Source organism: Catellatospora sp. NPDC049609 (genome assembly GCF_040675365.1).
Taxonomy (GTDB): Bacteria; Actinomycetota; Actinomycetes; order Mycobacteriales; family Micromonosporaceae; genus Catellatospora.
Genome location: NZ_JBFAOU010000124.1, coordinates 1 through 23,598, shown reverse-complemented (window position 1 = coordinate 23,598; position 23,598 = coordinate 1). Strand labels below are relative to the sequence as shown.

The 23,598-nt window shown below is 74.2% G+C and carries 22 protein-coding genes; 8 read left to right on the top strand and 14 right to left on the bottom strand.

What is annotated here, in order from left to right:
* The 5 genes from AB0J67_RS27890 to AB0J67_RS27870 form a co-directional block, all read right to left on the bottom strand.
* Positions 1–289 (bottom strand): cellulose binding domain-containing protein (locus tag AB0J67_RS27890; protein WP_363486431.1); only part of this gene is annotated, 289 nt, incomplete at its 3' end.
* A 349-nt stretch (positions 290–638) separates the two neighbouring features.
* Positions 639–2,195, bottom strand: coding sequence for a D-aminoacylase (locus tag AB0J67_RS27885; protein WP_363486429.1), 1,557 nt, complete (start codon positions 2,193–2,195; stop codon positions 639–641).
* Between the two features lie 125 nt (positions 2,196–2,320).
* Positions 2,321–3,427: an o-succinylbenzoate synthase gene (gene menC, locus AB0J67_RS27880; RefSeq protein WP_363486428.1), complete on the bottom strand. Its 1,107-nt coding sequence runs from the start codon at positions 3,425–3,427 to the stop codon at positions 2,321–2,323.
* The gene (locus AB0J67_RS27875) at positions 3,424–4,290 is read right to left on the bottom strand and encodes a GNAT family N-acetyltransferase (protein WP_363486427.1); all 867 of its coding nucleotides are present in this window, start codon (positions 4,288–4,290) and stop codon (positions 3,424–3,426) included. Before AB0J67_RS27875 ends, menC begins: the two co-directional genes overlap by 4 nt.
* 225 nt (positions 4,291–4,515) lie before the next feature.
* Positions 4,516–5,436 carry a MerR family transcriptional regulator gene (locus AB0J67_RS27870; protein WP_363486426.1) on the bottom strand — a complete coding sequence of 307 codons (921 nt, stop codon included), beginning with the start codon at positions 5,434–5,436 and terminating at the stop codon, positions 4,516–4,518.
* 60 nt (positions 5,437–5,496) lie between these two features.
* Here AB0J67_RS27870 and AB0J67_RS27865 point away from each other — a divergent pair, with 60 nt between their 5' ends.
* Both AB0J67_RS27865 and AB0J67_RS27860 read left to right on the top strand, forming a co-directional pair.
* Complete coding sequence (locus tag AB0J67_RS27865; RefSeq protein ID WP_363486425.1) at positions 5,497–6,699, top strand: deoxyribodipyrimidine photo-lyase; 1,203 nt, start codon at positions 5,497–5,499, stop codon at positions 6,697–6,699.
* A 328-nt stretch (positions 6,700–7,027) separates the two neighbouring features.
* Positions 7,028–7,648 (top strand): alpha/beta fold hydrolase, encoded by a 621-nt coding sequence (locus tag AB0J67_RS27860; RefSeq protein WP_363486424.1) that lies wholly within the window; start codon positions 7,028–7,030, stop codon positions 7,646–7,648.
* A gap of 87 nt (positions 7,649–7,735) precedes the next feature.
* Here AB0J67_RS27860 and AB0J67_RS27855 read toward each other — a convergent pair whose 3' ends face one another.
* Together AB0J67_RS27855 and AB0J67_RS27850 are read right to left on the bottom strand one after the other, a co-directional pair.
* Positions 7,736–8,008, bottom strand: coding sequence for a GlsB/YeaQ/YmgE family stress response membrane protein (locus AB0J67_RS27855; RefSeq protein WP_363486423.1), 273 nt, complete (start codon positions 8,006–8,008; stop codon positions 7,736–7,738).
* 169 nt (positions 8,009–8,177) lie between these two features.
* Complete coding sequence (locus AB0J67_RS27850; protein WP_363486422.1) at positions 8,178–8,561, bottom strand: PRC-barrel domain containing protein; 384 nt, start codon at positions 8,559–8,561, stop codon at positions 8,178–8,180.
* 235 nt (positions 8,562–8,796) lie between these two features.
* On the opposite strand from AB0J67_RS27850, the gene AB0J67_RS27845 reads away from it, so the two are divergent.
* Both AB0J67_RS27845 and AB0J67_RS27840 read left to right on the top strand, forming a co-directional pair.
* The gene (locus AB0J67_RS27845) at positions 8,797–9,291 is read left to right on the top strand and encodes an SRPBCC family protein (protein WP_363486421.1); all 495 of its coding nucleotides are present in this window, start codon (positions 8,797–8,799) and stop codon (positions 9,289–9,291) included.
* 261 nt (positions 9,292–9,552) lie between these two features.
* A complete protein-coding gene (locus AB0J67_RS27840) occupies positions 9,553–10,251 on the top strand; it encodes a hypothetical protein (RefSeq protein WP_363486420.1) in 699 nt (232 codons plus the stop codon).
* A 151-nt stretch (positions 10,252–10,402) separates the two neighbouring features.
* Here AB0J67_RS27840 and AB0J67_RS27835 read toward each other — a convergent pair whose 3' ends face one another.
* Positions 10,403–10,966, bottom strand: a complete 564-nt coding sequence (locus AB0J67_RS27835) for an HAD domain-containing protein (RefSeq protein WP_363486418.1) — start codon at positions 10,964–10,966, stop codon at positions 10,403–10,405.
* Between the two features lie 81 nt (positions 10,967–11,047).
* On the opposite strand from AB0J67_RS27835, the gene hypF reads away from it, so the two are divergent.
* Positions 11,048–13,342 carry a carbamoyltransferase HypF gene (gene hypF / locus AB0J67_RS27830; RefSeq protein WP_363486417.1) on the top strand — a complete coding sequence of 765 codons (2,295 nt, stop codon included), beginning with the start codon at positions 11,048–11,050 and terminating at the stop codon, positions 13,340–13,342.
* Between the two features lie 226 nt (positions 13,343–13,568).
* Positions 13,569–14,195, top strand: a complete 627-nt coding sequence (locus AB0J67_RS27825; RefSeq protein ID WP_363486415.1) for a DUF3043 domain-containing protein — start codon at positions 13,569–13,571, stop codon at positions 14,193–14,195.
* A 64-nt stretch (positions 14,196–14,259) separates the two neighbouring features.
* Here AB0J67_RS27825 and AB0J67_RS27820 read toward each other — a convergent pair whose 3' ends face one another.
* From AB0J67_RS27820 to AB0J67_RS27795, 6 genes are all read right to left on the bottom strand, one after another.
* Positions 14,260–14,574 carry an AzlD domain-containing protein gene (locus tag AB0J67_RS27820; RefSeq protein WP_363486414.1) on the bottom strand — a complete coding sequence of 105 codons (315 nt, stop codon included), beginning with the start codon at positions 14,572–14,574 and terminating at the stop codon, positions 14,260–14,262.
* The gene (locus AB0J67_RS27815; protein WP_363486433.1) at positions 14,571–15,236 is read right to left on the bottom strand and encodes an AzlC family ABC transporter permease; all 666 of its coding nucleotides are present in this window, start codon (positions 15,234–15,236) and stop codon (positions 14,571–14,573) included. Before AB0J67_RS27815 ends, AB0J67_RS27820 begins: the two co-directional genes overlap by 4 nt.
* 122 nt (positions 15,237–15,358) lie before the next feature.
* Positions 15,359–16,738, bottom strand: a complete 1,380-nt coding sequence (locus tag AB0J67_RS27810) for an MFS transporter (protein ID WP_363486413.1) — start codon at positions 16,736–16,738, stop codon at positions 15,359–15,361.
* Between the two features lie 139 nt (positions 16,739–16,877).
* Positions 16,878–17,834 carry an ATP-binding cassette domain-containing protein gene (locus tag AB0J67_RS27805; protein WP_363486412.1) on the bottom strand — a complete coding sequence of 319 codons (957 nt, stop codon included), beginning with the start codon at positions 17,832–17,834 and terminating at the stop codon, positions 16,878–16,880.
* A gap of 10 nt (positions 17,835–17,844) precedes the next feature.
* Positions 17,845–18,738 (bottom strand): ABC-2 family transporter protein, encoded by an 894-nt coding sequence (locus AB0J67_RS27800; protein ID WP_363486411.1) that lies wholly within the window; start codon positions 18,736–18,738, stop codon positions 17,845–17,847.
* The gene (locus AB0J67_RS27795; RefSeq protein WP_363486410.1) at positions 18,731–19,471 is read right to left on the bottom strand and encodes an ABC-2 family transporter protein; all 741 of its coding nucleotides are present in this window, start codon (positions 19,469–19,471) and stop codon (positions 18,731–18,733) included. Before AB0J67_RS27795 ends, AB0J67_RS27800 begins: the two co-directional genes overlap by 8 nt.
* A gap of 242 nt (positions 19,472–19,713) precedes the next feature.
* On the opposite strand from AB0J67_RS27795, the gene AB0J67_RS27790 reads away from it, so the two are divergent.
* Positions 19,714–22,506: a WG repeat-containing protein gene (locus tag AB0J67_RS27790; protein ID WP_363486409.1), complete on the top strand. Its 2,793-nt coding sequence runs from the start codon at positions 19,714–19,716 to the stop codon at positions 22,504–22,506.
* A 55-nt stretch (positions 22,507–22,561) separates the two neighbouring features.
* The gene (locus AB0J67_RS27785) at positions 22,562–23,560 is read left to right on the top strand and encodes an aldo/keto reductase family protein (RefSeq protein WP_363486408.1); all 999 of its coding nucleotides are present in this window, start codon (positions 22,562–22,564) and stop codon (positions 23,558–23,560) included.
* The last annotated feature ends 38 nt before the right edge of the window (positions 23,561–23,598 follow it).

Sequence of the window (23,598 nt, the reverse complement as noted above, 5' to 3'; positions counted from 1 at the left end):
TCGTCGCGGTGACGTTCTGGCCCGACTGGCTGTAGTTGGCCGACCAGCCCTGGATGTTGCCCTGGTTGCCGGGCCAGGTCCAGGTCAGCGACCAGTTGGTCAGCGGGTCGCCGGTGTTGGTGATGGTGATGTTGGCGCCGAAGCCGCTGCCGTTGTCCCACGCCTTCGTATAGGTGACCTGGCAGGACACGGCGGCGTGGGCGGGGGTGGCGATGGCCGCCCCGGATACCACGACCATGGCGCCGACCGCGCACAGCGCAGCACGACGCCTTAACGTGCGGATACTCATGAGCTCTCCTCATGGGAGCGGGTGCCGGCCGCTTGTCCCGGGTACGGGCCGAGAACGACGACGAGGTGGCGACGGCCATGCAGCGGCCAGTCAGGCGCCGTCCGGAAACCGGATGCCCTCGGCCGCCCGATCCGCGTGAGGCTCCACACGAGTAGATGAAGCATCGCATCGACTACTACTGATCACAAGGCCCGACCCAGCAGGCTTTCTCAGCAACCCTCCAGAAAGGAAGGGCACCTTCTTAACGCCATATGTAGAAGAAGGTGCCCTTCTTGACCCCCGGCACCCACAGCCGCGGCGACGCGCGCCGCCCGCAACCGGTGGGCCTGGTGGCGGCGCGGTTTCGGAGTCAGCCGCGCAGCACCCGGCCGTGGCGCTCGCCGGTGAACTCGCCGCCGACGACCACCGGACGACCCGCCAGCAGCACGTGCGCGACGCCGACCGGGCGCACGTCGGGGACCGCGTACGTGCCGTCGTGGCCGATCGTCGCCGGGTCGAACACCACCAGGTCGGCGACCGCGCCGACGCCCACGAACCCGCGCCCGGCCAGGCCGAACTGGTCGGCGATCGCCGAGGTCATCTTGCGTACCGCCTCGGGCAGGGTGAGCAGGCCGCGCTCGCGGACGTACTCCCCCAGCACCCGCGGGAAGCAGCCCCAGGTGCGCGGATGCTGCAGGCCGACCGGCGGGCCGTTGTCCGAGCCGATGCCGACCAGCGGGTCGGCCATGATCGTCTCGACGTCCTCCTCGGCCATCATGGTGATCACCATGCCCGCGCCGGGGTCGGCGAGCAGCAGCTCGCACAGCACGTCGAAGGCGTCGCGGTCGCCCACCGACTCGGCCAGCGTGCGCCCGATCGCGTCCGGCCGGGCCAGGTGCGTGGTGACGAGCACGTCGGCCGGGGTCACCCGGGCCCAGAAGCCGTTGGGCTGGGTCAGGTCCTCGGCCTGTGCCCGCAGTGCGGCCCGCGCGGCCGGGTCGGCCAGCCGCGCCCGCAGCGCCGCCGTGCCGCCGATCTGCGCGGAGGCGGGCAGCAGCGCGTTGAGGAAGGTGCCGCCCGCGCGGTAGGGGTAGACGTCGCCGCGGACGTCCACCCCGGCCAGGCGGGCGTCGTGCAGCTTCGACAGCAGCATCTTCGCGCCGCCGTGGTTGGCCTTCCCGGCGACCTTGCAGTGCGAGACCTGCAGGCGCACGCGCGCCCGCGTCGCGATGGCGATCGCCTCGTCGAGGGCCTCGGCCAGCCGGTCGTCCTCGTTGCGCAGGTGCGTGGTGTACGGCCGGTGCCACCGGTGCGCGACCCGGGCCAGGGCGACCAGCTCGTCGGTGTCGCCGTAGCTGCCGGGCGGGTAGATCAGGCCGCTGGACAGGCCGACCGCGCCCGCCGCGAACGCCTCGTCGGCCAGCCGGCACATCAGCTCCAGCGCGCCGGGGCGCAGCGCCTCGTCCATGCCGTTGGCCTGTACGCGCAGCGTGTTGTGCCCGACCAGGGCGGCGATGTGGTTGGTCGGCCGGGCGGCGGCGACGGCGGCCAGGTAGCCGGCGAAGTCGAGCGGCGTCACCGGCACCGGCCCGGCGATCTCGGCGAACAGCGGCCCCGCCGCCTCGATCGACGCGTCGTCCAGCGGCGCGAACGAGAACCCGCAGTTGCCGACGATCTCCGTGGTGACGCCCTGCAGCAGCTTGAACGGCTGCGGGTCGGCCATCAGCGGCACCATGTCGGAGTGGCTGTGCGGGTCGATGAAACCGGGCGCCACGACCAGGCCGGTCGCGTCCAGCTCGCGGCGGGCCGGGCCCAGGTCCGCGCCGACCGCCGTCACCCGCTCCCCGGTGATCGCCACATCCGCGACGACCGCCGGTCCGCCCAGGCCGTCGATGACGGTGCCGCCACGCAGTACCAGCTCATGCATTCGCTTCTTCTCCTGTTCAGGCCGCCGGCGCCTCGATCAGCACACCCTAGGGCGCGCCACGTTCAGGCAGCGTTAAGAAGGGCACCTTCCGCTACGGAAAGCGATAAGAAGGTGCCCTTCCTTTCCTAGCGGGCGATCCACTCGGTGGAGGTGGTGACTTCGGTGAGGGTGGCGGGGTCGGGGTCGACGCCGATGCCGGGGGCGGTGGGGACGGGCAGGTGGCCGGCGGCGAGGACGAAGGGGGCGGTGATGTCGCGGCTGAAGTAGCGGTCCGAGGCGGAGGTGTCGCCGGGGAGCACGCAGTTGGGCAGGGCGGCGAGCGCGACGTTGGCGGCGCGGCCGAGGCCGGTCTCCAGCATGCCGCCGACCCAGACGGGCACGCCGTTGGCGGCGCAGACGTCGTGGACACGGCGGGCCTCCAGGTAGCCGCCGACCCGGCCGGGCTTGATGTTGACGACCGAGGTCGCGCCGAGCGCGATGGCGTCGGCGGCGGCGCGGGCACTGGTGATCGACTCGTCGAGGCAGATCGGGGTGCGGACCTGCCTGGCGAGCTCGGCGTGGCCGCGGATGTCGTCCTCGGGCAGCGGCTGCTCCATCAGCAGCAGGTCGAACGGGTCCAGCTTGGCCAGGTGCCGGGCGTCGGAGAGGGTGTACGCGGTGTTCGCGTCGACCTGGAGCAGGATGTCGCCGAAGCGCTCGCGGACCGCGCGGACCGGCTCGACGTCCCAGCCGGGCTCGATCTTCAGCTTGATCCGCAGGTAGCCCTCGGCGAGGTAGCGCTCGACGGCGTCGAGCAGCTGCGGAACCGAGTCCATGATGCCGACCGAGACGCCCGCGGGCACCCGGTCGCGCACCGCGCCCAGGTGCGCCGCCAGCGGCATGCCGGCCTCGCGCAGCCGGGCGTCGAGCAGCGCGGTCTGCACCGCGGCCTTCGCCATCGGGTGCCCCTTGATCTTCGCGAACGGCACCTCGACCTGGTACGGGTCGGCGTCGGGCAGGCTCAGCACCGCCGGGATCAGGAACCGGCGCACCACCTCGGCGGCCGCGTCGACGTACTCGCTGGAGTACAGCGGCTCGGACATGGCCACGCACTCGCCCCAGCCCTCGGCCCCGTCCTCGGTGACCGCGCGCACCAGCAGCACGTCGCGCTCGTGCTCCACCCCGAACGAGGTCCGGAACGGACTGACCAGCGGCATCGCGATCCGGCGCAGCTCGAACCCGGTCACCTTCATGACTTGACCTCCAACACGTACCAACCGTCGCGGCTCATCCCGGTGATCCGGTAGCCGGCCTCCAGCGCGCCGCAGATCGCGTCGCGCACCGCGTGCCGCCAGGCCCGCGCCGTCTCCCGGTCGCTGATCCGCAGCCGCTCCACGTCGGCGGGCACCGCCACCAGCAGCGGCCGCCCGTCCAGCGGCGGCGCGGGCGCGGGCTTGCGGGGCGCGTCGTGCTCGGTGCGGCCGAGCAGCTCGGCCGCCGCGGCCCACACCGCCGGGTCGACCTCGGTGGTCTCGCCCCGGGCGGCGGCGCGCGCGGCGGGCGACAGCAGCTCCCAGCGGATGTAGATGCGGTCGGTCGCCTCACCGGTGTTGATGCCGTCGTTCATCTCGCCGTAGAAGTCCGGCAGGTAGTCGGCCGCCGTCGCACCGAGCTTGTGCAGGTTGACGTGGGCGTTGCGGCGCACCAGCGGGTCGAACGTCCAGCACACCTCGCCGATACCCCGGGCCAGGGCCCAGGCCCGCTGGTGCTGCTTGAGGGCGAAGCCGACGCCGCCGCTCTGCCGGGCCGGGTCCACTCCGGCGATGTGCGAGTGCAGGTGCCCCTCGCCGAAGAAGGCGACCGCCGCGCCGATCAGGACCTCGTCGCGGTACGCGCCGACGACGTAGTTGCCCGAGTGCTCCAGCGCGCGCAGCATCCCGCCGTTGATGAGCTGGTCGGGCGAGTCCGCCCGCCACACCCGGCACAGCAGGTCGGCCGCCTCGTGCTGCTCGGCCACGGTGGCCAGGTCCCGCATGCGCACGTCCAGCCGCCGCGCCGCCGCGTCGGCCAGGGCCTGCGCCTCCACGACCGCGTCCGCGGTGATCTGCTCCGTCACGTCGACCCACTCTCCTCCGCGCCGGCCGTGCACCGCTGCCGTCTCCACCGTAAGCACGGGTTCATCGCCCCGGAACCGGCCGTCGCAGCAGAACCGTACGGCCGTGCGGATCACGGGATCATCGTCCCCGCCGACGAAACCCACCCCCCGAGGTCATCGGCGCGAACATGCCGCCCAGGCGCGGCGCCCAGGCGGCTGCGGGCGCGGCAGCAGGCAGGAGGCCGGTCAGCCCGCTTCGCTGACCGCGGTGGCCAGCGTCAGTGCGGATTCCAGGGACTTGGGCGTGAGCACGCCCTCGGGCAGCTCGTCGGGCCAGCCGGGGCCGGCGGCGGCGACCACCGGCGGCCGGTGCGGCATCGCGAGCAGTTCGCGCAGGCTGGCCACGTCGGCGGTGTGCGGCATGTGCGACCAGAGCACCACGATCGCCGGTCCGGTACGCCGCACCGCGTCGAACAGCGCGCGCGGGGGCACCCGGGCGCCGAGCAGCCGCGCGGCGACCCCGCGTTCGGCCAGCGCGGCGGCCAGCGCCTCCAGCGGCAGGCTGTGCTGCTCCTCGTCGGCGCAGGCCAGCAGCACCGGCACCGGCGTGCCGGGCGCGGGGCGGGGCACCGCGCCGAGGACCTCGCTGACGCAGCGCGACACCAGGTGCTCGACGTCGACCAGCCGCTGGGTGGCGGCGTGCCGGGTGCCGATCCCGGCGAGCACGGGCACCAGCAGGTCCTGCCAGGCGGCGGCGACGCCGTGCTCGGCGACGGCGTCGTGCACCAGGTGGCGTACGGTCAGCGCGTCCAGCCGCATCGCTGCCCGCGCCAGGCCGCGGGCCTGCGCCCCGGCGCGGCCGACGGCCACGGTGTTGCCGCCGCCGTCGCGGGCCGCCGGGCGCTCCTCGGCGAGCTGGGCGATGCCGTCGTCGGTGGCGGAGCGGGCGATGCGGGCGGCCTCGGCGGCGGGCACGCCCTGGGCGGTGAGCCGCCGCATGGTCTCCAGCCGGCGCAGGTCGTCGGTGTCGTAGCGGCGGTGGTGGCCGGGGTCGTGCCCACTGGGCCCCAGGCCGTAGCGCTGGTGCCAGGTGCGCAGCGTGGTCACGGCGATGCCGAGCCGCCGCGCCACGGCGCCCGCGCTCAGACCTTCGTCCTCGTCTGCCACGCCGAGAGCGTACCGCAGGGTAGAGTTGCGTTGATTGCTGCATCGTTATCTGCCCTGGTGATGACCATGAAGACTGTCGTGCTGCTGCTCACCCGAGACCTGCGCGTCCACGACCAGCCCGCGCTCGCGGCCGCGTGCGCCAACGCCGAGCGCGTGGTGCCGCTGTTCGTCGCCGACCCGGCGCTGGACGTCCCGGACAACCGGCGCCGCTTCCTGCTGGAGAGCCTGCGCGACCTGCGCGACGCCCTGCGCTCGCGCGGCGGCGACCTGCTGGTGCGCTCCGGCGACCCGGTCGCCGAGACCATCCGGCTGGCCCGCGCGGTGGGGGCCGAGGGCGTCGCGCTGACCGCCGACGTGTCCGCGTACGCGCTGCGCCGCCAGGAGCGGCTCGCCCGTGCCTGCGGCCGCGAGCGCCTCGCCCTCAAGCTGTTCGCCGGGGTCACCGTGGTCCCGGCCGGCGAGGTCACCCCGTCGACCGGCGGCGACCACTACAAGGTGTTCACGCCGTACTGGCGGGCCTGGCAGGCGCACCGCTGGCGGGCCACCGTGGCCACCCCGCGGAAGATCCTGCTGCCGGACGGGCTGACCGGCGACGATCCGGGCACGGTCCTCGGGGACGCGAAGAGCGAGTCGCCGAGCCCGATGCCCGGCGGCGAGAGCGAGGCCCGCCGCCGGCTGAAGGCGTGGCTGCCGCAGGCCGCCGCCTACCCGGACCGGCACGACGACATGCCCGGCGACGCCACCTCCCGGCTCAGCCCGTACCTGCACTTCGGCTGCCTGTCCCCGCTGGCGCTGGCCACCACCGGCGGGCTGCCCGACGCGTACCTGCGGCAGCTGTGCTGGCGGGACTTCTACCAGCAGCTGCTGGCCGCGTTCCCCAACCTCGGCTTGCAGGCGTACCGGCCGAACGCGGACGAGCAGTGGAAGGACGACCCGGTGGCGCTGCAGGCGTGGCAGGCCGGCGCGACCGGGGTGCCCATCGTGGACGCGGGGATGCGGCAGCTGGCCGCAGAAGGCTGGATGCACAACCGGGCCCGGCTGATCACGGCGTCGTACCTGACCAAGACGCTCGGGCTGGACTGGCGCGCGGGCGCGGCATGGTTCGCCCGGCTGCTGCTGGACGCCGACGTCGCCAACAACAACGGCAACTGGCAGTGGGTCGCCGGGACCGGCACGGACACCAAGCCGTACCGGCGGTTCAGCCCCCAGCGCCAGACGGAGCGGTTCGACCCCGACGGCGAGTACATCCGCCGCTGGACGTGAGCCGCCCGGAACCGGTCTCGGATCTTTCCCACGCCGCTGACCTGGGAATTTGCGCGCACTCTCGGCGGGTGGAGATCGGGCCGCTCGGACTCATGCGATGTGGCCTGCACAAATAGTGGTACGACCATGATCGCGGGACGTGTGATCACGTCCCGCGATCATGTGGGAGGTCGTGCTGATGGCGCCCACCGCGACGGCACCAGCACCTCATTGCGTCGTTCCCTGCGTTGATTCTCCCACCGAGGCACACTGGGTGTCCCCCGCTTCGCCCCGATCCGCTTCGGGCGGCAGGGCGGCGGCGACCACACAGGCGACACAAGGAGTAGACATGCGCAGGGCGGCACTGCAGGTGCGCAACGCCGCAGACCGGCCACGGACCGTGGTGATCGTGCTGCACGGCGGGGCCGCCGACGGACGCGGCCGGGCGCACCGGGGCCGCCCGGCGTACCTGCGCATGATGCCTTTCCTGCGGAAACCGCCCGCCGACACCGCGATCTGGATCCTGCGGTACCGGTATCGCGGCTGGAACGGCGGCGCCGCCGACCCGGTCCGCGACCTGGAGTGGGCGCTGGACGAGGCGGCCCGGCGCCACCCCGGCGTCCCCGTGATCCTCGTCGGGCACTCGATGGGCGGCCGCACCGCGCTGTGGGGCGCGGGCGCGCCGCAGGTCGTCGCGGTGTGCGCGCTCGCGCCGTGGATCGAGGCCGGCGATCCGGTCGACCAGCTCGCCGGGCGCACCGTGCTCATCGCCCACGGCGACCGCGACCGGATCACCGACCCGCACGCCTCCCGCCGGTACGCCGACGCGGCCGGGCGGGCCGGCGCGAACGTCACCTACCACGAGGTGGTCGGCGACGGCCACGGCATGCTCCGCCGTGCGGGACATTGGCACGAGCTCGTCCGCGCCTTCGTCACCGCGCAGCTGCCCCGCTCACCCGCCCCTGCCTGACCCCCGCCCGCGCCATTCACCGTCGCGGGGCCGGCCCCGGACAGCGCGATGGGGCCGGGCGGATGCCCGGCCCCATCAGAGCCTGTCTCAGTCGACGCTCGACCGGGAGGCGATCGGCGCAACCAGCGCGACGCCGAGCGCCGCGAACCCGATCTGGAAGAGCAGCTCCAGCCAGTCGACGCCACCCGTGCTCGCCACGTCGAACGCGTCCGCCACGAACGTGCCCAGCAGGGCCGCGGCGACGCCGATGACGATGGTCAGCCACAGGGCGATGGACTGCCGGCCCGGCAGGACCAGCCGACCGAGCACACCGATGACCAGACCGATGATGATGGCGGTGAAGATACCGGTGATTTCCACGGTGTCCCTTCCTTTCATGTCGTTGGTATTCGCCTGCCCGCGCCCAACGCCTTTCAAACGTCTTTGCGAATCCATTTGCGACGGCCATTCGCAGGGCCCGCCGATCCGATCCGGAGCACATATGAGTGGGGCCCCGGCACGAATGCCGGGGCCCCACTCTCTCAGTGCGTCACCGAGGCTGACGGTCGGCGTAGTACGTGCCGACCTGGTCCCGGTACAGGGAGTCGTCTCGACGGTCCGGGTCGTACTCCGGAGCGTCCTTGATCTCGGCCTTGGTGCGGTTGACGTACACCTTCTCCTCGAGGAAGTCGATGTTGTTCACGACCCCCGCGGGGAGCATCACCTTGCTGCCGAAGATCCACGGGCCGGTGTCGACGACGATGTAGCTGGAACCGACAGAGCCGGTCGCCTCATCGATCTTGCCGATACCACCGTCGGTGGCCTCGACGTGGAAGCCGACGATCGAGCGGTCTCCGCCGTCGTCCGTCGTCTTGTAGTCGAGGTCCTCCTTGTAGCTCCACGGGTCCCAGGGGATCGGGTTCATCGCGGTCATGATTCCTCCTCCTTTCGGACTGGTTGCTGACGCCGACCGACTACCCGCTCCCCCGCCCCGCTAACCTCTCCGCCCGCCCTCACCCGCACCAAGATCGCCCGAGTTGCCAGGCACCTGGGCGAATCTTGAGAAGTGATTCCCCCAGTTGCCTGGCAAGTCGGTGGATCTCGACGGACAGCGCTGACCGATAGGGGCGAAATGCATAATTCATCACTTCCTCGGGTACGAGTGCGCCATGGCACGAACCGAACGGGTCGTCGAGGCGTCCGTGGAGCGGGTCTTCGCGGTGCTCTCCGACGGGTGGACCTACGCCGACTGGGTCGTCGGCACCGCGCACATCAGAGACGTCGACTCCAACTGGCCGTCGGTCGGCAGCCGGCTGCACCACAAGGTGGGCCCGTGGCCGCTGGCGAAGGCCGACATGACGTACGTGGTGGACTGCAGTCCGCCCCACCGGCTGGTGATGCGGGCCAGGATGTGGCCACTGGGCGAGGCGGTGGTCGCGTTCACCCTGGTCCGCGTCGACCCCGCACGCACGCGGATCATCCTGGTCGAGGACTTCGTCCAGGGGCCGCTGCGCTGGATGCGCACCAAGGTCAACGACCTGGCCCTGCACGGCCGCAACGTGGAGGTGCTCAGCCGCCTGGCCGACTTCGCCGAGAACCGGGAGAACACCTACGACGCCCGCGCCCTGGCCGAGGTCCGCCTGGAACGCGTCGCCCGCCACTGACCCGGACACTGCTGCCCGCTGCCTACCGGACGCTGTCGCGTACCTCCGTCGGAGGCCGCCCGCCGCCGACCGGACACTCTCGGCTGCCGCCCGCAGCCGACCGGACACCCTCGGTTGCCGCCCGCCGTTGCCCCTGGATGCCCAGGACGACTGCGCCCCCTCACGCCGCCGAACGCACCGAAACGCCCGTCAGCGCGCCGGGGCCGGACCGCGCGGCGCGTCGCGAACGCGCCGGGGCTGCCCGGGGAGCATCATCGGTCCGTGACCCTTCCCCTGCACACCACCGTGCCACTCGACTACTACCTGCTGCTGCGCCCGTCCGACGGCCGCCCCGAAGGCCTGGTCGTCGAGGAGTTCTCGGTGCGCGAGGACGGCACCGCGAGCGGACTCGACACGGCCGGCTGGACCGTCGACACCGGCGGGTGGTGGAGCTCCGCCGACTTCGGCGCGGCCCTGCGCGCCGACCCCGACCTGCGCGGCCGGCTGCGCCCGGTGCACCGCGAGGGCGCCGAGACGGCGTACCGGATGCTCGGTGGGGGTGTGCTCGACGAGGAGGCGGTGCTGCGCCTGAACTTCCTGGACCACCGGCGGCTGCCGAACTCGGCCCCGCTGTCGCTGTTCGACGGCCCCGAGCCGGGCAGCCGGGTCTACCGGATCCTGCTCGCGGGCGAGGCCGACCCGCCCGGCCTTGCCGAGCTGTGCGCCGCCTGGCAGCTGCGCCCGGTCGACGCCGCCCTCGACCCGCTGGGCCGCGTCGTGGGGCGTACGCAGGGCACGGCCGGCCGGCACGATCTGGCCTGGGAGCTGCGCCGCATCGGCGCCGGCCTGGGCTGGGCCGTGGACGTCACGGTGCGCCTGCACGACGGTCCCGCCGACCCGGTGCCCGCCGCGCTGTACGAGCTGCGCCAGGAGGCACGGGCCTGCGGCCTGCTCCCGGTGACCGTGGAACGCTTCGCCTGACGCCCCAGACCCGTTCGAGCGGCAGGTGCCGCGCGGCGGGCAGCTCGACGGTGATCGCGTCGCCGGGGCGCACCGGCCCGTCGCGGCTCCAAGATTGCTGTTTGAGGTCAGAACCTGCAGTCACACCCTGCTTTCTGACACGTGACCGCGATCATGCCCCGCCCGCCGAGCCCGCCGCCCCATCGCCGGCGGAGCGCACCCCGCCCCAGGCGGTCAGCGCGGCGAAGTCGTCGTCACGCAGGCCGTGGCGCGGGTCCACGCGGTACGGCAGGGCGCGCCCGGGATGGTGCGCGCCGATCCAGGCGGCGTCGGTGTCGGTGAGCTCGTCGTCGACCCAGGCGAAGTCGCGCCCGTCCGCCCAGTCGACGAGCGCTCGCGTCTTCCAGTGCAGCCTGTCTTGACCGGCCTGGCACGACTGCGGCCACGCCACGACCGGCAGCTCCGGCAGGCCGAGCACCGGCGCGATCCACTCGTTGGCCTCGTCTGCCCAGGTGGTCGCCCAGACCAGGTCGTACGGCAGCGCGAGCAGGCGCGGACCGTGCGCCGCGTTGAGCCAGACGCGCAGCGGCTTGCGGCGGCGACCGTGGGCGTCGTACCCGCTCTCGGAGGCCACCGCCATGCGGTGGGTGAGATACCCCTCGGGGCGCCGGGAGGGCTTGGCGGCGTAGGGGTTGAGGGGTCCGTCGACGTCGAGGAAGAGCAGCGGGCGCGGCATCCGCGAACTGTAGGCGGACCGGGCCGGGCGCGTCCGCCGGTTTTCGGGGCGCAGGCCGCAGAATGAGCCATGGCATACGGGGTGATTTCTGACGAAACCTCCCGCGAGCGGCTGTCGGTCCGCGTCGCCGGAATCGTGCAGGGCGTCGGGTTCCGGCCGTTCGTCTACACGCTCGCGCAGCGGCTGCACCTGCACGGGCACGTCGGCAACGACACCGAGGGCGTGTTCATCGAGGCCGAGGGGCCGCGCGCGGCGCTGGACGCGTTCCTGGCGGCGCTCGACCTGGAACGCCCGCCGCTGGCGGTGATCGACTCGCTGACCGCGCTGCCGCTGCCGGTCACCGGCGAGCCGGGCTTCGTGATCGTGGCCAGCGACGCGTCCGGCCCGCCCGCCGCGCAGGTGGCCCCGGACGCCGCGACCTGCGCGGCGTGCCTGGCCGAGACGACGGGCGGGGGCGGCCGGCGGCAGGGGTACGCGTTCACCAACTGCACCCACTGTGGCCCCCGGTTCACCATCGTGCGCGACGTCCCGTACGACCGCCCGAACACGACCATGGCCGGCTTCGCGATGTGCGAGGACTGCGCGAAGGAGTACGCCGACCCGACCGACCGCCGCTTCCACGCGCAGCCGGTGTGCTGCCCGGCGTGCGGACCGACGCTGCGCCTGGTCGGCATGGACGGCCGGGCGCTGCTCGGCGAGGGCGCCGACCCGGTCGCGGCGACGGCGCGGCTGCTGCGCGGCGGCGCGATCGTGGCGGTCAAGGGGCTGGGCGGCTACCACCTGGCGGTGGACGCGACGCACCCCGACGCGGCGGCGCGGCTGCGGGCCGCCAAGCACCGCGAGGACAAGCCGTTCGCGCTGATGGTGGCCGACGCGGCGGAGGCGGCGGGGATCGCCGAGGTGGAGCCCGCCGCGGCGCGGCTGCTGCGGCATCCTGCCCGGCCCATCGTGCTGCTGCCGCGGCGCACCCGGCACCCCGCGCACCGGATCGCCGAGGCCGTCGCGCCAGGCTGCCGCGAGCTGGGCGTGATGCTGCCGTACACGCCGCTGCACCAGCTGCTGCTCGGCACCGTCGTGCGGCCGCTGGTGATGACCAGCGGCAACCTGTCCGACGAGCCGATCGCGTACGCCGACGACGACGCGCTGGCGCGGCTGGCGGGCATCGCCGACGTGGCGCTGACCCACGACCGCCCGATCCACCTGCGCACCGACGACTCGGTGGCCCGGGTGGTGCGCGGCGCGCCGATGCTGCTGCGCCGCTCGCGCGGGTACGTGCCGCGCCCGCTGCGCCTGCCATGGGCGCTGCGGCGTCCGGTGCTCGGCTGCGGCGCGGCGCTGAAGAACACGTTCTGCCTGGCCCGGGGCGCGTACGCGACGCTGTCGCACCACATCGGCGACCTGGCGAACGCCCGCACGCACGGGTCGTACACCGACGGGATCGCGCACCTGGAGCGGCTGCTCGGGATCACGCCCGAGCTCGTCGCGCACGACCTGCATCCGGACTACCTGTCGACGGCGTACGCGCTGGAGCGCGACGGGGTGGAGGCGGTCGGGGTGCAGCACCACCACGCCCACATCGCGTCCTGCCTGGCCGAGCACGGGGTGCAGCAGGCCGTGATCGGGGTCGCCTTCGACGGCCTCGGGTACGGCGACGACGGCACGCTGTGGGGCGGCGAGATCCTGGTGGCGGACCTGGCGGCGTACGCCCGCGTCGGTCATCTCGAAGCGGTGCCGATGCCCGGCGGGGCGGCGGCGGTGCGCGAGCCGTGGCGGATGGCCGTGTCCTACCTGGACCGGCTGGGCGGTGACCTGCCGGTGCTGCCGCTGGTGGCGCGGCAGGCGCAGCGGTGGCGGCCGGTGCGCGAGGCGGCCCGGCGCGGCGTCAACGCACCGCTGACGTCCAGCGCGGGGCGGCTGTTCGACGCGGTGGCGGCACTGCTGGACCTGCGCGACGAGGTCACCTACGAGGGCCAGGCCGCGGTGGAGCTGGAGCAGGTCGCCGAGCGCGGCGACGTCACCGGGTACGCGGCGCGGGTCGGCGAGGATCCGGTGCTGGCGCTGCGGGGCGCCGACCTGGTGCGGGCCGTGGTCGCCGACCGGCTCGACGGGGTGCCGGTGCCGGTGGTCGCGGCGCGCTTCCACGCCGGGCTGGCCGACCTGGTCGTCAACGCCTGCGTGCTGGTACGCGAGCGGCACGGCCTGGACACGGTCGCGCTGTCGGGCGGCGTCTTCCAGAACACGCTGCTGCTGTCCCGCACGGTGGACCGGCTGCACGCGACGGGATTCCAGGTGCTCACCCACAGCCAGGTGCCCCCGAACGACGGCGGCATCAGCCTGGGCCAGGTCGCGGTGGCCGGCGCTCGCGACCGCCACTGACCGGCCCCCCGCCCCGCCCCGCCCGGCCCGGCCCGCCCGGCCCGCCCGGCCCGCCCGGCCCGCTATAGACGTTGGCCTATCTGGATGAAGTTTTCGAGATCGACTTCATCCAGATAGGCCAACGTCTATTCGGGGGGCGGGGACCGGGCGCAGGGCTGGAGACGCTGGTCACAGCGGGTTGCGGCGTGGGCGGCAGGCGGGGCGCGCGGTCGGCTACCCTTGCTGCGTGCCGTTGTTCTCCCGAAAGTCCACTGACGCCCCTGCCGAGCCCCAGGTCGACGAGACCGAGGCGTCGGAGATCGTGCGCGCGTCGCGCTCCTACACGCCCAGCAAGGGCAAGGCGACCCCGAAGCGCACGGAGGCGCAGCGCCGCAAGGCCGAGCCGCCGCCGGCGAACCGCCGCGAGGCGCTCAAGCGCGCCCGTGAGAAGAACCGGTCCGAGCGCGCCGAGGCCATGGCCGGGATGAAGGCGGGCGACGAGCGCTTCCTGCTCCCCCGCGACAAGGGACCGGAGCGGCGGCTGGTGCGCGACTACGTCGACTCCCGGCGTACCGTCGGCACCTGGTTCTTCGGTGGCGCGTTCCTGATCTTCTTCCTGATCCAGATCCGCGAGCCGCGCATCCAGGTCGCCGCGAACGTCATCTGGCTGCTGCTGGCGCTGGCCGTGATCGTGGACAGCTTCCTCATCTGCCGGAAGATCAAGAAGCTGATCAAGGAGAACTACCCCAAGACCACGCAGCGGATGGGCTCGCTGTACCTGTACGCCGTGATGCGCGCGATCACCTTCCGCCGCATGCGCATGCCGCAGCCGCAGGTGAAGTTCGGCGACCCCGTCGTCCCCACCAAGGCCTAGTACGTCTGCACCACCGGAGCCGGGATCGCCGCTGAGAAGCGGCGGTCCCGGCTCTTTTCCGCTGTCACGGAAGGCCGGCCAGGCGCAGCAGCGCAGCGGTGCCCGCCGCGGCCACCACGACCACCACGAACGGAGCCCTGCGCCAGGCCAGCACGGCACCCGCGAGCACGCCCAGCGGGCGGGCCACGCCGACGGCCAGCCGCCCGGCCTCGGTGAAGACAGCCGTGGCGACCAGCGCCGCGAGCAGGGTCGTGGCGGCGATCGGCAGCAGGTGCCGCAGCCGCTCGGGCAGCACCAGGCGGTCGTGCAGCAGCACCCCGGCCAGCCGGGTGGCGTAGGTGCCGGCCGCCAGGGCGAGGATCACCAGCAGGATCGTCATGCGGGCCGCCCGCCCTGCACCACGTCGTCGGCCTTCTCGCCGGCCGGGGCGGGCGTCGGCAGCAGCACCGCGGCGACGACGCCGAGCAGCGCCGCCAGCACCGGCAGACCGGCGGGCAGCAGCGGCGTGGCGACCACGGCGATGAGCGAGCCGGCGAGCGCGGCCGCCCGGGTGGCCCGGTCGCGCAGCGAGGGCAGCAGCAGCGCCAGCAGGCCCGCCGGGAACGCGGCGTCCAGGCCGTACGCCGCCGGGTCGCCCACGGCGCCGCCCAGCAGCACGCCGATGACCGTGCCGATGTTCCAGGTGACGAAGATGGCGACGCCCACCGCCCAGAAGGTGCGGCCGCGCCGCGCCGGATCCGGCTCGGCCAGCGCGAACGCGGTGCTCTCGTCGATCACGACGTGGGCGCCGGCGAACCTGGCGAACCGGCTCGTGCCGAGCGCGCCGCCCAGCGCCAGCCCGAACGGCAGGTGCCGGGCGTTGATCAGCATGCCGCCGAGCACCGCGGCGAACGGGTTGCCGGTCATCAGCGCCACCGCGAGGAACTGCGAGCCGCCCGCGAACACCAGCACGGACATGAGCAGCGGCGCCCACGCGGGCAGCCCGGACGCCACCGCGATCGCACCGAAGGACAGCCCGATGACGCCGGTGGCGGCACCGATGGCCGCCGCGTCGCGTCACAGCGCCGCGTCGCGTCCGTCCCGCACTTCGGTAATCACCTCAAGCCGTTTCGCAGATTACCGACCACGATATCCCGGCGCCGGGCATCCGGATGATCAAGGGGTCAGGCGGAGGTGAGAGCGGGGTGGCGGGGCTCGGGGGCCGCCGGGCGGGCGGCCTCGGCGCGGGCAGCGCGGCGCAGGCGGGGGGCGACGAGCAGGGCGAGCACGAGGCCGGCCAGCGCGGCGGCGAGCGGGACGGCGAACGCGCCCCGGTAGCCGTACGCGTCGGCCAGGCGGCCCGCCACGGCCGCGCCCAGCGACACGCCCCCGACCACGCCGCTGGCCAGCAGGGTCATCACCATGCCCGCGTGCCGGGGCGGGGACAGCCGCCCGGCCAGGGCGTACCCGGAGATCAGGTACGGCGCGGCGGTCACGCCGAGCACGACCACGGCGCCCAGGGCGGTGGCCGTGGAGTGCGCGAGCAGCAGTGCGGCGGTGCCCGCGACCAGCGCGGCGGCCGACCAGACGTACCGGCTGACCGGGCCGAGCGACTCCGGCAGCCAGGCCACGGCGAGCCCGGCGAGCGCGCTGCCGACGCCGAGCACGGCGTAGATCAGGCCCGCGGAGCCCGCCGAGCCGATGGAGTCGGCGAAGGCGGTCACCCCGGTCTGCGTGGCGCCGAACACGACGCCGATCACCGACATCGCCGCGACCAGCACCGCCACCCGGGCGAGCGGGAAGCGGGCGACCGCGGTCGCGCCGCGCACGGCGGTCCGCGTGTCCCCGGCGGTACGAGCCTGCCCGGCGATACGCGTGTCCCCGGCGGCGGACTGCGGTAGCCGGTCGTTCGGGCGCGCCCCGGCCAGGCTCGCACGGCGGCCGCCCCCGCGGGGCGCGCGCAGCACGGGCGGGGCGGTGCGATGCAGCGCGAACGGGATCGTGGCGAGCACCGTCAGCAGGGCGGCGAGCAGCAGCGGCGCGCCCGCCCAGCCGGACAGGGCCAGTACGCCCACCAGCGCCGGACCGGCCAGGAAGGAGGCCTCGTCGGCGGCGCCCTCGTACGCCATCGCGGTGGGCAGGCGCCGCTGCTGGCCGCGGTCGCCGAGCAGCACCGCCCAGCGCACCCGGACCAGCGGCCCGACCTGCGGCATGGCGAACCCGGCGAGCGCGGCGAGCGGCAGCACCGCGGCCTGCATACCGCCGAGCACCGCACCGACCAGCGCCGCGTACGCGAGCGCGTCCACGACCGCGCTGACCAGGCCGACCACGCGCTGGCCGAAGCGGTCGGCGAGCGTGCCGACGACGGGTCCGCCGAGCGCGGCTCCCACGCCGAACGCGGCGGCGGCGAGGCCGCCGGTGCCGTACGAGCCGGTGGCGGAGACGACGAGGGTGATCACGCCGAGCGGGCCCATGGCAGCGGGCAGCCGGGCGAGGAAGGCGAGAACGAGGAACCAGGGTCCGGTCAGCCGGACGAGTTCACGGTAGGAGGCACGGGCGGCCATGGGGATACTCCAGGTACGGCGGTTTCACGCGCGCCGTCCCACCCAACCAGCGTGCCCCTTGCGGCCCTGTGCAGCCCCGAGTGTAACCAGCCAAGATCGGTTCCGGTAGCCGGTGTCGGCGAGCGCACAGTGCCCTGCCCTACCGCTCGGCGCGGTAGAGGCGGGCGATGACCTCTTCGATCTCGGGTTCGGCGACGGACAGGTCGCGCAGGCCGCCCTGCGCGCTCAGCGCCGAGACCAGGGCCCCGACCGAGGCGGTGCCGTCGAGGGTGAAGACCAGTCGCGGGCCGGTCCGCCCTTCGAGGTGTACGCCGGGCAGCTGCGGCACCGCCGCGGGCGGGGTGTCGAAGTCCACGGTCACCCGGCGCTGCGAGCCGTAGCGGGCGTGCAGCGCGTCGATGCCGCCGTCGTGCACGACGCGGCCGTGGTCGATGACGACGATGCGCCGGCACAGCCGCTCGATGTCGGCCAGGTCGTGCGTGGTCAGCACGATCGTGGTGTCGCCGCGCTCGCCCAGCTCGGCCAGGAAGCCGCGGACGGCCTGCTTGCTCACCACGTCCAGGCCGATGGTCGGCTCGTCCAGGAACAGGATCTCCGGGCCGTGCAGCAGCGCCGCGGTGAGCTCGCCGCGCATGCGCTGGCCGAGCGAGAGCTGGCGCACCGGGGTGTCCAGGAACGGGTCGAGGTCGAGCAGGTCGCGGCAGCGCCGCAGCCGCGCCGCGTGCTCGGCGCCGGGCACCCGGTAGATGTGGCGCAGCAGCTCGTACGAGTCGCGCAGGGGCAGGTCCCACCACAGCTGCGAGCGCTGCCCGAACACCACGCCGATGCGCCGGGCCAGCTGCAGGCGCTGCGGCACCGGGGTCAGCCCGCACACCGACACCCGTCCCGCCGACGGGTGCAGCACGCCGGTGAGCATCTTCAGCGTCGTCGACTTGCCCGCCCCGTTCGGCCCCAGGTAGCCCAGCAGCTCGCCGCGCCGCACGGCCAGGTCCACCCCGTCGACCGCGGCGACGGTGCGCCGCTCCCGGCGCAGCAGCCCGCGGCGCACCCGCACGCTGAACTCCTTGCGCAGCCCCTCGACCTCGATGACGTTCACGCGATTCCCCTCACGAGCCGGTGCTGCGGTAGTGGCGTACGCCGGTGCGCCAGACCAGGGTGGCCACGCCCGCGGCGGCCAGGGCCAACACGGGGCCGCACCAGCCCAGCCACCACGGGCCGCCGATCGGGTCGGGCCGGTCGAGCAGGATCAGCGCCGGGTAGTAGGCCACAAGCCCGAACCCGAGCCCGAACGCGAGCAGGTGCCGGAACCAGCCGCCGTAGATGGTCATCGGGTACGCGGTGAAGTCGCGCCCGCCGTAGGTCAGCGCGGCGCTCAGCTCCCCGGACTCGACCCACCAGAACGCCACGGTGGCGGTGGCGACGAAGACCGCACCGAAGAAGACCGCCCCGGCCAGCGGCGCGATCACCAGCAGCAGCAGGTTGGCCGGCGTGGCCTGGACACCGGCCCGGTTTGCGGCGAAGGCCAGCATGGCGACGCCGGTGGCCACCCGGCCGAGCCGGCGCAGGCCGATGTCCAGCACGACGAGCTGCGACAGCACGCCCAGCGGGCGGATCAGGACCGCGTCCAGCAGGCCGGTGCGCACGTAGTGCTTCATCCGTTCGATGTTGCCGACGGCCAGGTCGGCCAGCGAGAACGCGAGCGAGGAGAGCCCGAACACCAGCAGCGCCTCGGCCAGGGAGAATCCGGCGAGCACCGGCACCTGCTGGAAGACGACCAGCACGGTCAGCAGGTCCGCGCCCAGGAAGACCACGTTGGAGACCAGGTCGAGGGCGAAGCTCACCCGGTACGACGCCTGTGCCCGCACCTGCGCGCGGGCCAGGGCGCGATAGATCGCGAAGGTCGACGCGGGCGCCTCGGCGGCCGCCGCCGGCAGGTCCGTCTCATCCGGCGGGCGCGACGGGTGCGGCTCGTCGACGGCGGGCGCCGCCGCCTCAGCCACCCTGCACCACCAGCCGCCGCTCGGCCCGCCGCTGCACCGCGACGCAGGCCGCCAGCAGCACCGCCGCCCAGCACGCCTGGAGCGCGAGCAGGCCGAGCTGCCCGGCCGCCGCGTCCCGCTCGACCAGCACGTCCAGCGGCACCTGGAGCAGTGACGGGAACGGCGTGCCCAGGTAGAGCGCGGTCGCGGCCCACTCCGGCAGGAACCGGATCGGGAAGTACAGCCCGCCGAGCACGCCTGAGCAGACCGCCCAGGCCACCAGCACGCCCCGGCTGTCCAGCAGCCAGTACGCGGCGGCGTTGACCAGGAACCGCCCGGCGAAGCAGACCAGCGTGGCGAGCACCACGGACACCGCGAACATCGGGTAGGTGGCGGCGCGCTGCGGCCAGTACATGTCGAACGCGAGCGCGCCCACCGCGATCGGCACGGTGAACCGGGTGAGCAGCGCGTACGCCGCCCGGCCGAGATCGGGCAGCAGGTAGCCGAGCACCGGGTGCACCGGGCGCAGCAGGTCGGTCACCACGTCGCCGGAGCGGATGCGGTCGGCCAGGTCGGTCCAGCCCCAGAGCAGCACCACGCCGATCAGGCCCTGCCCCGCCCACACGTAGGTGACCAGCCGGGGCGCGTCGTAGCCGGCGGCCTGCGTGCCGAGCGCCGCGGCGGAGCCGGCCACGGCCAGCATCACGTAGGTGCGCAGGAAGCCGAACATCGAGTTGGTGACGGTGGCGGCCACCGTGGCCTGGCGATATGTCGAGAATCTCCGGAAACCTGCCGCGCCCAACGTCCGGATCAGCCGCGCCGTCTCGGTGAAGTTTCGGATTGTGAGCCGATCCGCAGTGGCGGTGATGAAGCCCACCCCGTACCCTCCACTCGCAACCGCATCTTTTTTCGGGCCGGGTGACGATACCTTCGTGGCATTCCGGTTCGCGATGCATTTTGTGTCATTTGACTGACCTGGACCAGGCGAGGTGGGGCGTGAGCGACGAGCGCACCGACGAGCGGCACCGCGGCACGCCGGCCTGGGCCGGTACGCCAACGTCGCCCTGGTCGCGCGTTCCCGGCCAGCGCCCCCCGTCGGACAACCCCGAGAACCAGCCCCAGCAGGGCACGCCGCAGCAGGGCGCCCAGCAGCCGCCGCAGGGCCAGCAGCAGCCCGGCCAGTACGGTCCCGGCCAGCCGCACCCCGGCGGGCCGCAGCAGTACGGCCAGCCGCACGCGGGCCAGGGGCCGCCGCCCGGCCCGTTCCCGCCCGCCAACGGGCAGCGCCCGCCGCAGCAGGGCAACTGGGACCCGAACGCGCCCGGCGCGCAGCGTGGCGGCCGCCCCGGCCCCATGCCGCCCCAGCCCGGCCCGCAGTACCGCCCGAACGGCCCGCAGCAGGGGCAGGTCTACGGCGGCCCCAACCAGCCGCACCCGCAGCAGGGCCCGGGGCCGTACGGCCCGCCCCAGCAGGGACGCCACCCGCAGCAGGGCCACGGCCCCCAGCAGGGACCCGGCCCGCAGCAGGGCCAGCGCCCGCAGCAGGGCCAGGTCTACGGCCGCCCCGGTCAGCCCGGCCCGCAGGGCCAGCCCGGCCCCCAGGGCCAGCCGCACTACGGCCCGCCGCAGGGCCAGCCGCCGTACGGGCCGCCCCAGGGCCAGCGCCCGCAGCCGGGCCACGTCTACGGCCAGCCCCAGGGCCAGCCCGGCGTGCCGCAGCAGGGCCACCCGGGCATGCCCGGCCAGCCGCCGTACGGCCAGGCCCCGGGCCAGCACCCGGGCCACGGCTCCGGCCAGCAGGTCCCGGGCCAGCCCGGTCAGCAGGGCGCCGGTCAGCAGGTTCCCGGACAGCCCGCGCAGGCCGGCCCCCAGCCGGTGCAGGCCGCCGTGGCCGCGCCCGCCGCGCCGGTCCAGGACGCCCCGACCTCCCCGGCGCAGTCCGCCGCACCCGCGCAGCCCGCGGCATCCGCCCCGGCCGCCGCACCCGCGCAGCCCCTCTCCGCCCCGGCCGCCGCGCCCGTGGCGCAGGACGCCGCCGCGGGCGCCCCGGCGCAGGCGGCGTCCCGGCGCGGACGGCACTCCAGCGCCGACACCGGCACCATGCCCGCCGTCACCGAGGACGCCCCGGTGTCCGGCGAGGCGGCCGCAGCCGCCCCGGTCTCGGCCGAGCCGGCCGCCGCGACGGCTCCCGTGTCGCCCGCGCCCGTCTCCGCCGCGCCCGTGTCGGTCAACCCGGTCTCCCCGGCCGCCCCGACCACGCCCGCCGTGGCCAGCCCGGACACCGTGCTGCCGGTCGCCGCGAGCGCGGCCGGCGCCGCCACCGCCCTGGCCGCGCCGACGATGCTGCACCCGCTGGTCCGCCCGGGCACCGCACCCGGCGCCTCTGCCGACGCGGCCGCGCCCGCCCCGGCCACGCCCACCGTCACCGGCGACGCCGCCGCGGCGCTGGCGGCGGCCGAGCCCGAGCCCCCCGCCGAGAGCGGTCCGGACCCGGAGCAGGTGCTCGCGTCGTACCAGTGGCGCTTCCACCACGAGACGCTGCGCGAGCTGGTGGACAACCCGGACGAGCTGCGGGAGATCCGCGACCGGCTCACCGAGAAGCTCACCCCGGCCACCGACAACCCGACCCGGGCGCGGCTGCTCAGCCTGCGCGCGGTGGTCTCGCGCATCCTCGGCGACCTGACCAAGGCGCTGTCGGACGGCAAGATGGCGCTGGTGCACGCCGAGGCGACCGGCGAGCTGCGCCGGATCGCGCTGGCCAAGGCCCGCCTGGCGCACGTGCTGCAGTGGCGCGGCGACTTCGCCGAGGCCGACAAGCTGTTCGCCGAGGCCAACTCCAGCGAGCTGCCCGACCGGCTGCGCGCCACCATGCACGAGCACGCCGGCCGGTCCTGCCTGGACCAGGGCCGCTACATGGAGGCGTTCAACCACTTCGAGAAGGCCCTGGAACTGCGCAAGGTCGAGGACCCGGAGCTGATCGCGCGCACCGAGATGGCGCTCGACGCCGTCTCGATGAAGATCGCCGAGAACGGCATGGGCCCGTACCCGCGCAGCTCCGATGAGATCCTGCAGGTCAGCAAGCCGCCGGTGCCGCGCTTCGACGAGCGCGTGCAGTGCTGGGGCTTCGCGGGCGCGGACGGCCGGACCGTGATCGCCCCGGCCTTCGCCGACGTGCAGCCGTTCCGCGACGGCGCCGCGTGGGTCCGCCGCCCGGAGATGGAGACCTGGGAGCTGATCGACGAGGCGGGCAACCGGCTCATCGACGGCCGGGCCGGCTGGCTCGGCGTCGGCTCGTTCTCCGACGGGCTGGCCTGGGTGTCGCGCGACGGCGCGGGCGCCTGGGTCGCCATCGACAAGCAGGGCCGGGTGGTCATCTCCACCGGCTTCGACGACGTACGCCCGTTCCGCCGCGGCCTGGCCGCCGTGCGCCGGGGCGGCTGGGGCGCGGTCGACAAGCAGGGCCGGGCCGTGGTGCCGTTCCAGTTCACCGGGTTCGCCACCGCGCTCACCGACGGCCGCTACGTCGACGGCTTCTCCGACGAGGGTCTGGCCATCGTGGACGCGGGCGGCCGCAAGGGCGTGGTGGACCGCACCGGCGCCGTGGTGGTGCCGCCCGTGCACCCCGCCCTGGTCATCCACCCGGTGGCGTTCCTCATCGCCGGGCCGACCGGCCGCTGGGGCGCGCTGGACCGCAAGGGCCGCCCCTTCATCGACCCCGAGCTGCCCAGCCGCCAGGTCGTCATGGAGGAGCTGGACCGCCTGCTCGCCGACACCAAACCCGTGTTGTAGAAGATTCAACCCCCTCCTGTGCCGGGCCGCCACCGTCCGGCATAGGGTCGTGGGCATGGAGTTTCGGCATTTGGGCCGTTCCGGGATGCTCGTCAGCGAGATCTCGTACGGAAACTGGATCACCCACGGCTCGCAGGTCGAGGAGGACGCCGCCACCGCGTGCGTACGGGCCGCCCTCGACAGCGGGATCACCACCTTCGACACCGCCGACGTGTACGCCGGCACCCGCGCCGAGGAGGTGCTCGGCCGCGCGCTGAAGGGCGAGCGCCGCGCGGGCCTGGAGATCTTCACGAAGGTCTACTGGCCGACCGGCCCGGGACGCAACGACCGGGGCCTGTCCCGCAAGCACATCATGGAGTCGATCGACGGCTCGCTGCGCCGCCTGCAGACCGACTACGTCGACCTGTACCAGGCGCACCGCTACGACTACGCGACGCCGCTCGAGGAGACGATGTCCGCCTTCGCCGACGTCGTGCACGCCGGCAAGGCGCACTACATCGGCGTCTCGGAGTGGAAGGCGTCGGAGATCCGCGCCGCCCACGCGCTGGCCAAGGAGCTGCGCATCCCGCTGGTGTCGAACCAGCCGCAGTACTCGATGCTGTGGCGGGTCATCGAGGCCGAGGTGGTCCCCACCTCCGAGGAGCTGGGTGTCGGCCAGATCGTGTGGTCGCCGATGGCGCAGGGTGTGCTGACCGGCAAGTACCTGCCGGGCCAGCCGCCGCCGGCCGGTTCGCGGGCCACCGACGAGAAGTCCGGCGCCGGCTTCATCGCGCGCTGGCTCGCCGAGGACGTGCTGACCCGGGTGCAGCAGCTCAAGCCGCTGGCCGACCAGGCCGGGCTGACGATGGGGCAGCTCGCCATCGCGTGGGTGCTGCAGAACCAGAACGTGTCGTCGGCCATCATCGGCGCCTCGCGGCCCGAGCAGGTCAAGGACAACGTCAAGGCCTCGGGCGTGAAGCTCGACGCCGACCTGATGAAGGCGATCGACGAGATCGTCGAGCCGGTCACCGAGCGGGACCCCGCGAAGACCGAGTCCCCCGCGCAGCGTCCGTGAACCCTGCCGCCGCGGGACCGTCGAGCCGACGGTCCCGC

Coding starts and splice junctions, on each gene's coding strand:
- AB0J67_RS27810 (WP_363486413.1), bottom strand. CDS start 16,738: ATGGCCGCCCGTGCCTCCTACCGTGAACTCGTCCGGCTGACCGGACCC.
- AB0J67_RS27820 (WP_363486414.1), bottom strand. CDS start 14,574: ATGACGATCCTGCTGGTGATCCTCGCCCTGGCGGCCGGCACCTACGCC.
- AB0J67_RS27850 (WP_363486422.1), bottom strand. CDS start 8,561: ATGACCGCGATGAACCCGATCCCCTGGGACCCGTGGAGCTACAAGGAG.
- AB0J67_RS27860 (WP_363486424.1), top strand. CDS start 7,028: ATGCGCAGGGCGGCACTGCAGGTGCGCAACGCCGCAGACCGGCCACGG.
- AB0J67_RS27835 (WP_363486418.1), bottom strand. CDS start 10,966: ATGCCGCGCCCGCTGCTCTTCCTCGACGTCGACGGACCCCTCAACCCC.
- AB0J67_RS27785 (WP_363486408.1), top strand. CDS start 22,562: ATGGAGTTTCGGCATTTGGGCCGTTCCGGGATGCTCGTCAGCGAGATC.
- AB0J67_RS27885 (WP_363486429.1), bottom strand. CDS start 2,195: ATGCATGAGCTGGTACTGCGTGGCGGCACCGTCATCGACGGCCTGGGC.
- AB0J67_RS27865 (WP_363486425.1), top strand. CDS start 5,497: ATGACCATGAAGACTGTCGTGCTGCTGCTCACCCGAGACCTGCGCGTC.
- AB0J67_RS27845 (WP_363486421.1), top strand. CDS start 8,797: ATGGCACGAACCGAACGGGTCGTCGAGGCGTCCGTGGAGCGGGTCTTC.
- menC (WP_363486428.1), bottom strand. CDS start 3,427: ATGAAGGTGACCGGGTTCGAGCTGCGCCGGATCGCGATGCCGCTGGTC.